Genomic DNA, 13,745 nt, shown 5'->3' on the forward strand with positions numbered 1-13,745 from the left:
GCCGGGATGTCTGTCGCCGGAGTTAAGATCAGCGGTTCAGATCAGTTTGCGACCGCACCGACCTCGCGGTCCCAGCGTTCCAGCAGCGCCTTGCGCTTGGCCGGGTCGCCATAGGTCTTGAAGTCGTAGTCGATGAGCTTGATGTCCTCGAACTTCGGTGCTTCCTTCGGCACTTCCGCTGTCTTGTTGGAGGGCAGCTGGAAGGACTTGGCGTCCTTCATGCGCGACTGCACTTCCGGCTTCAGCGCCCAGTCGTACCAGGTCTTCGCATTGTCGAGGTTGCGGGCGCCCTTGATGATCGACATGGAGCCGATTTCATAACCTGTGCCTTCGCAGGGCGCGATGGACTTGACCGGGAAGCCTTCCGCCGTCTGCGCCACCGCATCATGCATGAAGACGATGCCGAGCGCCGTTTCGCCGCGCGCCGCCGCCTTGACCGGCGCCGAGCCGGACTTGGTATATTGCGAGATATTGGCGTTGAGCTTCTTCAGATAGTCGATCGCCTGATCCTCACCCATGATCTGCACCAGCGACGCAAGCGCCGTATAGGCGGTGCCGGAGGAATTCGGATTGGCGATCTGGATTTCGCCCTTCAGTTCAGTCGCCAGCAGGTCGGCCCAGCACTTCGGCTCCTTGTAACCCTTGGACTTGAAGATTTCGGTGTTGTAGCCCCAGCCCAATGCGCCGGCATAAACGCCGACAGTCCTGTAGCCGGTGCTTTCCGCCTGCTTCACGGCCCAGTCCTGCAACTGGTCCAGCATCGGCGACTTGTATTCGAGCGTCAGGTTCTCGGACGCCGCCTGCATGTGCGGATCGCCGGTGCCGGCCCACCAGATGTCGGTCTTCGGGTTGCGGGCTTCCGCGCGCACCTTGGCATAGGTCTCGCCCGAAGACAGGCGCACCATATTGACCTTGATGTCGTGTGACTTTTCAAAGTCGCCCTTCATCTGTTCGCAGATGACGACATCGGCCGAGCAGATCAGGTTGAGTTCGCCCGCCGCCCGCGCGGAAACGGCGCTCAGTGCCGTGCCGGCAAAAAGCAGGGTGGAAAGTATCGTCAGTCGCATGGTTATCCTCCTGTAGCTTGCGTCTGAATTCTTGGGCCGCGCGCAGACATGGCGCTGCCGGTCGCGGCACTTTGCGGCGCGCGCGCTGTCTTTTTGAGGGGTTGGTTTTTGGCCCTACTGGGTCTGGCTCGGGTGGATTTCGCTGTCGAAGCGGCTCAATAACCGACTTCGCTCTTCCGGCTGGCCGAAGGTGGCGAAGTCGTAATCCACCATCTTTATCATCGATATGTCAGGTGCGGTCAGCGGCAATGTCGCCCGGGCGTTGGAAGGCACCTGGTTCTGGCCGGCAGCAGCCCCGGTCGCCTGCCCTTCCGGGCTCAGCGCAAATTCCACGAAATCCTGCGCAAGGGCCGTATTGCGGTTGCCCTTGACGATGCTGACGGCCCCGATTTCATAACCGGTGCCCTCGCACGGCGCGACGATGACCAGCGGAAAACCTTCGATCTTCTGGGTCACGGCATCATGCATGAAGGAAATCCCGATCATGATCTCGCCCCGCGCCGCCGCCTTCACCGGTGCAGCACCAACCTTGGTATAGCTCACGACGTTCTGGTTGAGCTTCGCCATGAACCCGAAAGCCTCCTCCTCGCCGAATAGCTGAACGAGGGTGGCCAGCATGGTGAAGGCCGTGCCTGAATAGTTCGGATTGCCGGTCAGGATATGGCCGCGATAGACATCCTTCGCCAGATCCTTCCAGCAGGTCGGCGCCGGCAGATTGTTCTTCGCAAGCAGTTCCGAATTATAGGCGAAGCCCAGCGCGCCGGCATAAATTCCCGCAGACCGCGATCCCGACATCACCGAGAAATTCTGCGCCCAGGGCAGCAAATCCTGCTGATGGGCGGGCCGGTATTCATCCAGCAGCCCTTCAGACCCCGCCTGTAAATGGGTGTCGCCAGTACCGCCCCACCAGACATCGACAGTGGGATGCGATCGTTCGGCACGAATCTGGTCGAGAATTTCGCCGGTGCTCTTGCGCACCATCGAAATCTCGAGACCGGCCCTGGCTTCGAAAGCCCGCTGCATGGTCAAGCACCACGCTTCGTCGACGCCGCAAAGGACGTTCAACTTCGGCTCGGCCATGCCATGCCCTGCGCCGCACAGCCATAGGGCCATGCTCGCCGCAAGTGCGGTCAATGCTTTCAATTAAGCCTCCCTGCCTGGAACCTCCCCGTTCCAGTCTCCACCTACAGCATGTCACATCCTGTCCGCACCGCAATCGAAGAATGGTTACCAATCTTTCACCGCACTGCCGAACAAGATTACAGATATTACAATTATGACAGGGGAGATAACCAGCGAGCCTTTGAAGATCGCCGCCGCCATGCCTATGATGGTGGCGGGAGGAAGTGCAGTGCTTAATCAGAAGGTTCGCATTCTGATCGTCGAGGACGATCCGGATATGGCCGAGCTCATCTCGGACCTCATCGAGGCGGAGGGCTGGCTGCCCACCTGCGCGCGCTCCGCCGAGGAGGCGGACGAGATATTGGCAAAGGACAGGATGGAGCTCGTCCTCGTCGACCACAATCTGCCCGGCACATCCGGGCGCACCTTTGCCCAGCGGCTGCGCAGCCAGATCGACATCGGTATCGTCATGGTCACCGCCGCCGGCAGTGCTGCCGACCGGGTACTCGGTCTGGAAACGGCCGCCGATGATTATGTGGTCAAACCCTTCGAACCGATTGAACTCACGGCGCGGATCAAGGCCGTCCTGCGGCGAACAATCCCGTCGCTGAAACAGGACAAGGACAGCGAGCGTGACCACGGCCGCACAGCGCTGCGCCTCGGCGACTGGGCGATCGATCTCGATGCGCGCCGCGCCGTCTGCCTCGCTGACCGCAGCCGCACGCTCACCAGTGCCGAATTCGCACTTCTGGAAATTCTCGCAGAAACACCCAACCAGCCCGTCAGCCGCTCCCAGATTCTCGACAGGCTGGGTTCGGAAAGCGACCGTTATATCGACAGAAATGTCGACGTGCTGGTGCTGCGGCTCAGGCGCAAGATCGAGCGTAACCCGGATCTTCCACGTCACATCAAGACGCGACGCGGCAAGGGTTATGTCCTGCATACCGATGAGGGCGAGCTTTCCCCGTGATCAGCCGCTCCTTCCTTTCCTCCATCGCCTTTCGCCTGCCCTTTGCGATCGTCTTTACCTGCATCCTCGTCTTCAGCCTTTCCGCCATCGCCATTTACGGCCTGCAGCGCGCCCGCGATGAAATGGCAGCCTACGGCTTGCAGGCCTTTTCCCGTCTCGCCAAGGCCTCATTGGTCTCGCGGCAGGTCTCCGATCTCGTCTCCAGCGCCCCGTTTCTGATGAATGCCGCCTCGCCCTATCGCGTTTCCAGCGAAAGCCGCTCCGTGGTCCAGCAGGTCGACCTGCTGTTGCAGATGACGGGTCCAGACAGCGGCGAACGGGCCGCACGCGGTTTTGCGAGCGAGCGTATCGTTGAACTGCTCCAGCTTATCAGGGCGCAGACACTGGACCTCGCAAAGGATGCCGACGCGGCGCAGGGGCACAAGGCGGAAGCGGCAGCAGCGCTCGGCGAAATCGCCACCGGTCAGGGCATCCTCGATCCGGAACTGCGTCGAAGAATGAACGGCATCGTGCAGGCCGCATCCGCATCCGACAGCCTTTTCCAGCTTGGCGAACTGCGCCGCCGCTACGTGGCGGAAACAACGGCGCGCCAGCAGGGTTATCCGGGCGAGCGCCTGCCTGTCGCCGAACTGCGGCCCTATGAGCGGGTATTCGAGGCCCAGAGCCGTTACCTTCTGGAAATGTTCGCGATCCGCGCCTCTGTCTCCCGGCTTCACACCGTCTCGCGCGATCTTTCCCATGTGACCGAAACCCAGGGCGACGCGGTTGCGCGAAGCCTGAACGAAGACCTTATCTCGACCTCCGATGCTCTCAACCGGCTGCTGATCATTGTCGCCGTCGCCTCCCTTCTGGTTCTCATCGTGGCAATCTTCTCGATCCGCTCAGTGATGCGTGTCTCGCGCGGGATCGTGACGCTCTCCAACGGCATGAATGCCCTCGCCAAGGGGGAAAAGGACGTCGGGCCGCCCTCCTATACGGGTCCCGAGACGGAGTTGATCCGGCTGCTCGATGCATTCCGCGCCTTCCACGACAGCGTCGATCGCGTCTCGCGCCTCAGGCGCACGGCGGAAGCGGCGGCCCGCACCATCCGCTCGACCTTCCGCAACATGAATGAGGGAATAGCGCTGTTCGATCCGGCTGGCCGGCCGATCACCATGAACCGCCGCATCATCGAACTCGTCGGACGCTCCGGCTCGTCGCGAAAACTGCCGCTTCGCCGGTTTGTCGAACCCATCCCGGAAATCGACCCGGCTCTGCTGCCCTTCGATACAGAGCCGGGGGAATTGCTCGACCGCGCAGTCGTGCGCCATCGCACTGACGATCAGCGGGTGATCGAAGTCTCGATGTCACGCCAGCCGGATGGCGGCATCGTGCTGCTCGCCCGCGATGTGACCGCTCTCGACCGTCAGGAAGCGGAAGCCGTGAAGGCCCAGAGACTTGATGGCATCATGCGCATGACCCATCAGGTCAGCCATGAGGTGGGCAACATGATCGGCATCATCACCGGTAGTCTTGGACTTCTGGAGCGGGAAGCCGGTTTCAACGATCGCCAGAAGCGACACATCGCCCGCATCCGCAAGGCGGCGGATCGCGGCCGGTCTCTGGCCAGCAGCATGCTTACCATCGGCAGCCAGCAGCCGATTCATCCAAGCGTCATCAATGTCGCAAGCCTGCTGCGGGGCATGGCCGATATTCTGGAAATCGCCGTCGGCCCCAAATGCCGGATCGCGCTCGATATCGATGGCGATCTTCCCTCGATACCGCTGGACCCGGCCCTTTTCGAACAATCCATCCTCAATCTATGCCTGAACGCCGCAGCCGCCATGCCCGATGGCGGCCTGATTTCGATCGAGGCCGCCTCTGGAAAAGATACGCTGGTGATCGCCGTCACCGACGAGGGCATCGGCATGACGCCGGAGGCCGTGGACAAGGCCTTCGAGCCCTATTTCACCACGCGGGGCGACCATGGCGGTGCAGGTCTCGGCCTCGCCATGGTCTACGGTTTCGTGCGCCAGAGCGGCGGCGAAGCGCATATCAGTTCCAGACCCGGCGAAGGCGCAAGGGTTGAACTGACATTCCCGGCAAATGCCGGCTACACCTAGCGGGCAAGCTGTGCGGATTCGATCGAATCCGCCAGTATCTCCAGCCCAAGGTCGATTTCCGAATCCGATACCGTCAGCGCCGGCGCAATGCGGAAGACGCCGCCCATGCCGGGCAGCTTGACGATGTTCATGCTGAGGCCACGCAACATCGCCTCCTGCATGATGCGCGCACCGAGTTCGAAACCCGGGGCTTTCGTATGCCGGTCAGCGACGACTTCAAGTCCGAGCAAAAGCCCGCGCCCGCGCACATCTCCAACGCATTCGAACCGCTGCTGCAGCGAGAACAGCCCCTCCTTCAAACGGTTCCCGCGGGCAATCGCCTGTTCCACCAGCCCATCACGCGCCACCACATCGAGAACCGTCACGCCGACAGCCGCCGGCAGCGGATCGGAAACATGGGTCGTATAGAACAGGAAACCCCTCTCGAAGGCCTTCTGTTCGACCTCCGCGCTCGTCATCACCGCCGCAAGCGGCAGGCCGGCGCCGAGCGTCTTCGACAGCGTCATGATATCGGGCGTCACACCGTCGCGCTGGAAGGCGAACATATGCCCAGTCCGGCCAACACCGGTCTGGGCTTCATCGAGGATGAGCAGCATGCCGCGCTCCTCGCACTTTTTCTTTAGCGCAGCGAGATAACCGGCCGGCAGTTCGAGGATACCGCCGCTCGACAGGATCGGTTCGGCAATGAAGGCGGCAAGATTGCCGGTCGACTGGCGATCGATCAGTTCGAAGGCATCGTCGAGTTCGGCCTGCCAGTCATTCGATCCATCGGGATTCTTGAAACGCGGACGATAGGCATTCGGCGCGGGAATAACGAGTGAGCCGGCCGTGGCCGGGCCATACCCCCTGCGGCCGGCGCTGTAGGTAGCGGAGGCGGCAGCGCCTGTCATGCCGTGCCAGCTCTGCGCGAAAGCGACGATCTCATGCCCGCCGGTGACGAGCTTCGCCATGCGGATCGCCGCCTCGTTGGATTCAGCCCCGGTGGTCAGCAATTGCACGCGATCGAGACCCGGCGCGAGCGCCGCCAGCCGCGCCGCTAGGTCGACGACCGGGCGCGACAACATGCCGGAAAAGAGATGGGCGACCGATGCCATCTGCCGGTTGACGGTGGCGACGATATCCGGATGGGTATGCCCGAGCAAAGCGCTCATCTGGCCTGAGGTGAAATCGAGAATGGCGCGCCCATCCGCATCATAAACGAAACTTCCCTCAGCCCGTTCGACGATGATCTCCTCGAAGGCCGGTCCGTAGCGGGTCAGATGTTTATTGGCGGCCTCCCAGAAAGCCGGTTCGTCATTGAGCGAGGCGAAGTTCTTCGCAAGCTTGTCCATGGCACATTCCCCAAGAGTTTATCTTGCCGAAACATAACAACCCATTGCCACCTCAGTCCAATTGATAGTATTTTACTCCGATATCGATAATTTTGATATCGCCATGCTCGACCTTACGCTGCTGAAGAACTTTATCATTGTCGCTCGCGCCGGCTCCATCAGTGTCGCCGCCGCGCAGATCGGACGCACCCAATCCGCGCTCAGCACCCAGATGCAACGGCTGGAAGAGCTGGTCGGCCATACCCTGCTGCAGCGAACGGGTTCTGGAGTGCGCGTAACTGCGGCGGGGGAGAGACTGCTTGCCCATGCCAGCGCCCTGCTTGCCCGGCATGATGAAATCCTTGCCGATATGGGCGAGGCGACGCTGCAGGGAACCGTGAGCCTTGGCTGCCCTGAAGATTATTCCATCGCCTTCCTGCCGGAACTGCTGAGAGGCTTCTTCGGCACTTACCCGAAAGTCGATCTGCGCATGGTCTGTGCGCCCACGACGGAATTGCGTCCGCTCCTGCAGCGCCGCCAGATCGACATGGCGCTGGTTTCGCAATCCGATCCGGATCACCGCGACGTGCTCCGCAGGGAAAGCTTCGTCTGGGTGGCGGACAGGCCGGAGCCGGATCTCCTCGCCAAGGATGTGCTGCCGCTCGCACTCTCCGCGCCGGTGACGCTGGATCACCGCGCGGCATGCGACGCCATGGAAGCCGCCAATCGCCGCTACCGCGTCGCCTTCGCCAGCAACAGCCTTTCCGGCCTCATCGCAATCGCGCGCTCCGGCCACGCCATCAGCGTGCTGACAAGGACAGCCGTTCCAGCCGACCTTCATATCGTCAAAAGCGGGCTACCACCCCTGCCGACGATCGGCATTGCCATCGAGTTTGCCGACACGCAGACCTCGTCGGCAGCCAGGGCGCTAGGCAATCACATCCGCACCGTTCTTCCCGGTCTCAGCCTCTAGCGTTAGATATCTGGGCTTCGAAGCGACGGGCTGCCGTGGCTACCGGCGGCACGGGTCTCGAGGTAGCGATATTCACGACTTCCGTTTCAATCACGCAGGATACAATCGTCTGGAACTTCGCCAGGCTATCAAGCGGCTCCACGCTAACCTTGTACAACGATCCGGGCACCGGGCTTTACCCGGTTGTAAAGGTCGATGATATCCTGATTCAAGAGGCGAATGCAGCCAGCCGATACAGCATCGCCGCAGCGGTGAACAGCAACAACAGGAAAATCTCCGCGCTGCTCGATCGAAACTATCGTCAGGCATTCGCCTTCAGCTTTGTCGGCACGCCATCCTTCGTCATCGGCAAGACAATCTATCCCGGTGTTCTGGATGAGAAAGGCCTCAAGGCCGCCATTAAACAGGCCCGGTCATAATTCGCAAATCTCCCCGGAACAATGCCTCCCTTTCATCTCGATTGTCGGGGAGTTGCCCGTCGAAATCGTCCTAAGGAACCCCTTGATGCCCTACAATTATCTGATACGAAATTTCCCGATCGCTGCCTTTCTATCGAGCCTGCTGCTTGTCTCCCCTCCGTGGCGCAGGATACGGCGAAAAATGGCTCGAACGTCGGACCTCCGGAAATTCTTCGTTCTATCGAGCTTCAGGGCATTAGAATCCTCGCTTCCGGTCTGCACCCCTCTCTGAGAGAAAACGTTCGTTTTGGCAAACGTTTCGAGCGCGGTTTTTAGAACGTGCCCATGCCGATTGTGCGGCGCTAACACTAAACCCTCTTTAAAAAATAGTGCCCCACACCCCACACGTCACCTCCCTCATGACCGAAAAGCCCTGCGGTCGCCAGGAAGAACAATCGCCATCGCCTTTCCCACAGCCGGGCATCGGCGCCATAGGTTTGCTGCAGAATGGGTCGGATATGGTCAATTTTTTTGTCGAAATTTTCGAGCCAATCGAGCGCTGTTCGACGATAGTGCGACCCTGACCAGCGCCACTCCCGCTCGACGGTGAAAAGCTGATTGAAGCGATGGGGAAGGTCGAAGGCCGGCATGATGCCGCCGGTGAAGAAGTGCCGGGCGATCCAGTCGGCAGGATTGTTGTGGTCGAAACGATAGGATCGGTCGCGGTGGTTGAACACATGCAGGAAAAACCTGCCGTCCGGCTTCAGCCACGAGTGAACACGCTCGAACAACACGCGCCAATTCGACATATGTTCGAACATTTCCACCGATACGACACGGTCGAACCGATCTTCCGTCGTGAAATCATTCATATCGGCCGTCACTACAGAAAGGTTTGAAAACCCCCGTTCTCGGGCACGACCGATTATATATTCGCGCTGGGACGCAGAGTTCGAGACTGATGTGATGCGCGCATTTGGGAAGCGATCGACCATATAGAGGGATAACGAACCCCATCCGCAGCCGAGTTCCAGAATATCCATGCCGTCTTCAAGGCCGGCATGGTTGGAGGTCACGGCCAAAGCGACATTTTCAGCTTCATCCAGCGTCGTCGTGGCATCGTCATAATAGCAGCAGGAATATTTGCGCTGCTCTCCCAGAACGAGCGCGAAAAATGCGGCTGGTACTTCGTAATGCTGCTTGTTCGCATCGTCGGTATGGCTGGCGACGGGAAATTTCACCATATCCGCCGCGAAAGCCTCTTCCGCATCCGCTGGAATAGCGGCAAGCCGCCGCTTCGTCCGTGCGCAGAGCATATCTATTCCGGCGAGCGTCACGCTGTCGCTGAGCGGCGCGCGCTCGGCGGCGTTGATGGCAAATGCGAGCATGTTCATGGCCTGTCCTCGTTCTTGCGCGGCCCCGGAAAAAAGGCGTTGACGCGTCGTTGAAGGGCGCGGAATTTTTCCCCGCGCGATTGCAGCATATGGTCTTCAAGCGGCGGAATCCCGGAGACGTGGACAAGCAGCCAGTACATCATCGCCGGCGCGGCGAGCGATACCCATGACAAGGCCGGCCCCTGAATGGCCAACAGCGGAAAACTGCACCAGAAAAGCCATTCGAAAAAATAGTTGGGGTGACGGGAATAACGCCACAGGCCGGTTTCGCAGACACTGTTTTTTGCCGCTGCGGTCTTTCTGAATTTCGAGAGCTGGGCGTCGGAGAGCGCTTCGCCTGCCAGCGCGCCAAGGGCGACCACCATGGCGATAAGGTCAACCATACGCGGAAAGACATGGGTGTTGCTTGCCGCAAGATAGACCGCAAGAACGAGCACGAAAGCGGCGATTGCCTGTATCTGCAGGAAGATGAACAGCCGCAGGGCGGCAGCGCTCCCCCATTGTTCCATAAGCTTTGCATAGCGGGGATCCTCCCCGCCTCCTCGCGTGCGCATGCCGATATGGCCGGCAAGCCGCAGGGACCAGACAACGACCAGGAAAAGTGTAGCACCGCGCCGCCAGCCGTCTCCGCCGGCGAAAGCAATAGCGAAAATTCCGCCAAGCCCGACAGTCGCCGCCCAGACCGTGTCGATCCAGCCGCTTGAACCGGTTGCTCTCTGCAACGCCCAAGCGCCCGCCATCAGAAGCGAGATGAGAATGGCAAGCGCCAGGACTACAGAAAACATCACCACTTCGCTCGCCAATTTGAACTGTTTGAGGTCGGGTCTCGTGATGGCGAATACGAGCGGACCGGCAAAAGAGTTTCAGGCGCCGGACAAAATTTCAAAAAATCGATGCGCCGGTGAAACTGATCGGGCTGCCTCCTCGTACATGTCGCGGTCCCCAAGACTGGATTGACAGTGCGATAGCGAGGAAAAATGTTCGATACCGAAGCGAAAAAAGAACAAAGCCGGCGCCGCATCGCCGTGGTCGGAACGGGAATTTCCGGTTTGTCGGCGGCCTGGCTTTTGTCGCAACGGCACGATGTAACTGTTTTCGAAGCGGCTGACCGCATCGGCGGCCACACCAATACGGTGGCGTTCAGCACGGACCATGGACAAGTCCATGTCGATACCGGATTCATTGTCTATAACGAGCAGACCTATCCCAATCTCACCGCGCTTTTCCAGAAATTGGGCGTGGCGACAGCGGCGTCGAACATGTCTTTCGCCGTTTCTCTGGATAATGGCGGTTTCGAATATTCCGGCGGAACCGGCCTTGGCCTCCTGGCCCAGAAGTCCAACATCCTCAGACCACGTTTCTGGGCGATGATTGCGGACCTTCTTCGCTTTTACCGCAACGCCCCACGCGACCTGCATTTGATGGGCGATCTATCTCTCGACGAATATCTCTCCCGCAACCGGTATGGTTCAGCGTTCCGCGACGATCATCTTTACCCCATGGCTGCGGCCATCTGGTCGACGCCGGCCATGGAGGTCGGCCGTTATCCGGCGGCGCATTTCATTAAATTCTGCCGCAATCACGGCCTGCTGTTGCTGCGCAATCGGCCGGTCTGGCGCACAGTCGTCGGTGGCTCGCGCGAATATGTGAAACGCATCACCGCGCCGTTTGCCGATCGAATTTTCCTCTCAACGCCGGTGAAGCGCATCCACCGCCTGCCGGGCGGCGTCGAAATCACCACTGCGGACGGCAAAGCCGTGCGCTTCGATGACGTGGTGATCGCAACCCATGCGGATCAGGCGCTCGACATGCTCGCGGATGCAACACGCGCCGAACGGCGCATTCTTGGCGCTTTTTCCTACACCCAAAACCGTGCCGTGCTTCACACCGACAGCAGTTTCATGCCGCGCCGCCGCGCTGCCTGGTCAAGCTGGAACTATGTGGCCGACACGCGCATTGAAGCGAGCCAGCCGAGCATCACCTACTGGATGAACAGGCTTCAGCCGCTGGGCGAAATCCCGGACATTTTCGTAACGCTGAATCCGGAGCGGGAACCGGATCAAGGAAAAATCATCGCCGAGGAAACCTATCACCATCCGGTTTTTGATGCTGGCACCGAACAGGCGCGTCAGGAGCTATGGGCCTTGCAGGGTCTGAGAAACACCTGGTTCTGCGGCGCATATTTCGGATCCGGTTTTCATGAAGACGGTCTTCAGGCTGGCATTGCCGTCGCCGAAGATCTTGGCGGTATATCCCGTCCATGGAAAGTTGCCGACGACAACGGTCGGATCATTCGCCTGGATTTGGCGACGATTGCAACAGACACGGAAATCATGGAGGCGATGGCATGACGCCTCCCCTCACCTCGGCGCTTTTTCCCGGCCATGTAACGCACGCGCGCTTCAAGCCGAAAACCCATAAGCTCGCCTACCGGATTTATTCGCTGCTCCTCGACCTCGATGAGTTGAACGTGCTCGACCGGAAATTGCGGTTTTTCTCCGTAGACCGGTTCAACCTTTTCTCATTTCACAGCAGGGACCGCGGCAACCGCAGCGCCATCGGGCTGCGCCAGCAGATTGAGGCAGTCATGACGGCGGCAGGCATGACGGTGGACGGAGGGCCGATACGTCTGCTCACCATGCCGCGCGTGCTCGGCTGGGCCTTCAACCCACTCAGTGTCTTCTTCTGCTACGGGCGCGACTTGTCGCTCAAAGCTATCCTCTGGGAGGTGGACAACACGTTTGGCGAGAGACACTCATACCTGATCCCGGTGGAAGCCGGCAAATCGACCGAGATCGTCCAGCAATGCGACAAGGCCTTTTATGTCTCTCCATTCATGGACATGGATCTCCGCTATGTTTTCCGCGTCGCCCCGCCCGGCGACAGGCTGAAAATCGTCATCGATACTTTCGACGATGACGGCCTGGTCCTGACCGCACGGCATCTGGCCCGACGTGTCGAATTGACGGACGGCGCGCTTCTGAAAGCTTTCTTCGCCATTCCCCTCCTGACGCTCAAGGTAATTCTGGGCATTCATTGGGAGGCCCTGAAAATTTGGCTGAAAGGCGTGCAGCTCAGAAAACGGCCGCTGCCGCCTGCCGGTCCAGTCTCCTTCCGTCATCCTTCATCGTCGCAAATCGAGGCCAAAATTCATGACCCCGTTTGACAATCTCACGGAATTATCGGCGAAGAATACGCGCCTGAACGACCGCATCAGCCCAGGCATGTGGCTCATCAACCGGCTGTTGAGCAATATCGACAGGGGAAGATTACATATCATTCTTCCCGGCGGCGGCTTCATTGAAAAATCCGGCGCAACGAATGGCAGCGAGGCAATCCTTGTCCTGCATAGCTGGCGCGCGATCCGGCGGATGCTGCTGAACGGCGACATCGGCTTTGCCGAGGGTTTCATCGAAGGCGACTGGACCACACCAGATCTGACGGCGCTGATCCGCTTTGCGGCCCAAAATCGCGAGGCGTTCGCAAGGTCAATGCGCGGCAGCCTGCCGATGCGCCTTCTCAACCGCACTGCGCACGGGTTGAATGCCAATACCAGACGCGGCAGCCGCCGCAATATCGAAGCGCATTATGATCTCGGCAACGAGTTTTACCGGCAGTGGCTTGATCCCTCTATGCTGTATTCGTCGGCGATTTTCGATGACACGGCGTCTACGCTCGAAGCCGCCCAACTGAAAAAACTGGAACGTATCGTCGATAAACTGCAATTGAGCGGCGGCGAAAACATATTGGAGATCGGCTGCGGCTGGGGCGCACTCGCCATTCACCTTGCCACGCAGGCCAAAGCCAACGTCACCGGCATCACTCTCTCCCCGTCCCAGTTAAAATGGGCAAAAAATGCGGCGGAAAAAGCGGACAGTACAGACCGCATCGATCTGAGGCTGCAGGATTACCGCGACCTGAACGGCCAATTCGACAGGATTGTCTCCGTCGAAATGTTCGAAGCAGTCGGCGAGGCCTATTGGCCGAGCTATTTCGAAACGCTGAAAAGATGCCTGAAACCAAACGGCAGCGCGGTGCTGCAAATCATTTCGATTGAAGAAAGCCGCTTCGATACATATCGGCGTAAGGCGGATTTCATCCAGAAATACGTCTTTCCCGGCGGCTTTCTGCCCTCAAATGCCGCGCTCGAAAAAGCGGTCGGCAAAACCGGCCTGAAGCTCACCGATAAGGAACTTTTCGGCCAGTCCTACGCGCTCACGCTCGCCGAATGGCGCCAGCGTTTTCATGCGCGGTGGCAGACGATTTCCCTGCTCGGCTTCGATGACCGCTTTCGGCGGCTTTGGGATTATTACCTTTGCTATTGCGAGGCAGGCTTTGCCGAGGGGAGCATAAACGTCGGCTTCTACACGATCGAACACAGATAAGGCGGGACCAAACTGCGGAGAGAG

Annotated in this window: 12 protein-coding genes and 1 pseudogene; 6 read left to right on the forward strand and 7 right to left on the reverse strand. The window is 59.6% G+C overall.

The features are described from left to right. Positions 1–41: 41 nt before the first annotated feature. A complete protein-coding gene (locus ACQZ5G_RS15790) occupies positions 42–1,067 on the reverse strand; it encodes an ABC transporter substrate-binding protein (RefSeq protein ID WP_448736409.1) in 1,026 nt (341 codons plus the stop codon). 114 nt (positions 1,068–1,181) lie between these two features. Further along, positions 1,182–2,180: an ABC transporter substrate-binding protein gene (locus tag ACQZ5G_RS15795; protein ID WP_448737048.1), complete on the reverse strand. Its 999-nt coding sequence runs from the start codon at positions 2,178–2,180 to the stop codon at positions 1,182–1,184. Positions 2,181–2,418: 238 nt separating this feature from the next. Between ACQZ5G_RS15795 and ACQZ5G_RS15800 the strand changes: the two genes are divergently transcribed. After that, on the forward strand, positions 2,419–3,159 hold the full coding sequence (locus ACQZ5G_RS15800; RefSeq protein WP_003503937.1) for a response regulator transcription factor: 741 nt from the start codon (positions 2,419–2,421) through the stop codon (positions 3,157–3,159). A 1,346-nt stretch (positions 3,160–4,505) separates the two neighbouring features. Here the strand turns inward: ACQZ5G_RS15800 and ACQZ5G_RS15805 are convergent. Next, positions 4,506–4,805: a roadblock/LC7 domain-containing protein gene (locus tag ACQZ5G_RS15805; RefSeq protein WP_448737047.1), complete on the reverse strand. Its 300-nt coding sequence runs from the start codon at positions 4,803–4,805 to the stop codon at positions 4,506–4,508. Between the two features lie 36 nt (positions 4,806–4,841). Between ACQZ5G_RS15805 and ACQZ5G_RS15810 the strand changes: the two genes are divergently transcribed. Then, positions 4,842–5,261, forward strand: coding sequence for a sensor histidine kinase (locus ACQZ5G_RS15810; protein ID WP_448742672.1), 420 nt, complete (start codon positions 4,842–4,844; stop codon positions 5,259–5,261). Here the strand turns inward: ACQZ5G_RS15810 and ACQZ5G_RS15815 are convergent. Then, a complete protein-coding gene (locus ACQZ5G_RS15815; RefSeq protein WP_448736408.1) occupies positions 5,258–6,592 on the reverse strand; it encodes an aspartate aminotransferase family protein in 1,335 nt (444 codons plus the stop codon). The two genes, ACQZ5G_RS15810 and ACQZ5G_RS15815, sit on opposite strands and share 4 nt — an antisense overlap. A 103-nt stretch (positions 6,593–6,695) precedes the next feature. Between ACQZ5G_RS15815 and ACQZ5G_RS15820 the strand changes: the two genes are divergently transcribed. Continuing rightward, positions 6,696–7,544, forward strand: a complete 849-nt coding sequence (locus tag ACQZ5G_RS15820; RefSeq protein ID WP_448736407.1) for a LysR family transcriptional regulator — start codon at positions 6,696–6,698, stop codon at positions 7,542–7,544. A gap of 143 nt (positions 7,545–7,687) precedes the next feature. On the opposite strand, the pseudogene ACQZ5G_RS15825 reads toward ACQZ5G_RS15820, so the two are convergent. From ACQZ5G_RS15825 to ACQZ5G_RS15835, 3 genes and pseudogenes are all read right to left on the reverse strand, one after another. Further along, positions 7,688–7,789, reverse strand: a pseudogene (locus ACQZ5G_RS15825) (L,D-transpeptidase); the annotation flags it as partial. A 521-nt stretch (positions 7,790–8,310) separates the two neighbouring features. Further along, positions 8,311–9,336, reverse strand: a complete 1,026-nt coding sequence (locus tag ACQZ5G_RS15830; protein ID WP_448736406.1) for an SAM-dependent methyltransferase — start codon at positions 9,334–9,336, stop codon at positions 8,311–8,313. Beyond that, complete coding sequence (locus tag ACQZ5G_RS15835) at positions 9,333–10,121, reverse strand: DUF1295 domain-containing protein (RefSeq protein ID WP_448736405.1); 789 nt, start codon at positions 10,119–10,121, stop codon at positions 9,333–9,335. Before ACQZ5G_RS15835 ends, ACQZ5G_RS15830 begins: the two co-directional genes overlap by 4 nt. A gap of 192 nt (positions 10,122–10,313) precedes the next feature. Here ACQZ5G_RS15835 and ACQZ5G_RS15840 point away from each other — a divergent pair, with 192 nt between their 5' ends. From ACQZ5G_RS15840 to ACQZ5G_RS15850, 3 genes are read left to right on the forward strand one after another with little or no spacing between them, the layout of a single operon-like run. Continuing rightward, the gene (locus ACQZ5G_RS15840) at positions 10,314–11,687 is read left to right on the forward strand and encodes an NAD(P)/FAD-dependent oxidoreductase (RefSeq protein ID WP_448736404.1); all 1,374 of its coding nucleotides are present in this window, start codon (positions 10,314–10,316) and stop codon (positions 11,685–11,687) included. Further along, the gene (locus tag ACQZ5G_RS15845) at positions 11,684–12,502 is read left to right on the forward strand and encodes a DUF1365 domain-containing protein (protein WP_448736403.1); all 819 of its coding nucleotides are present in this window, start codon (positions 11,684–11,686) and stop codon (positions 12,500–12,502) included. Before ACQZ5G_RS15840 ends, ACQZ5G_RS15845 begins: the two co-directional genes overlap by 4 nt. Next, a complete protein-coding gene (locus ACQZ5G_RS15850) occupies positions 12,489–13,721 on the forward strand; it encodes a class I SAM-dependent methyltransferase (RefSeq protein WP_448736402.1) in 1,233 nt (410 codons plus the stop codon). Before ACQZ5G_RS15845 ends, ACQZ5G_RS15850 begins: the two co-directional genes overlap by 14 nt. The last annotated feature ends 24 nt before the right edge of the window (positions 13,722–13,745 follow it).

Source organism: Agrobacterium sp. 22-214-1 (genome assembly GCF_053522465.1).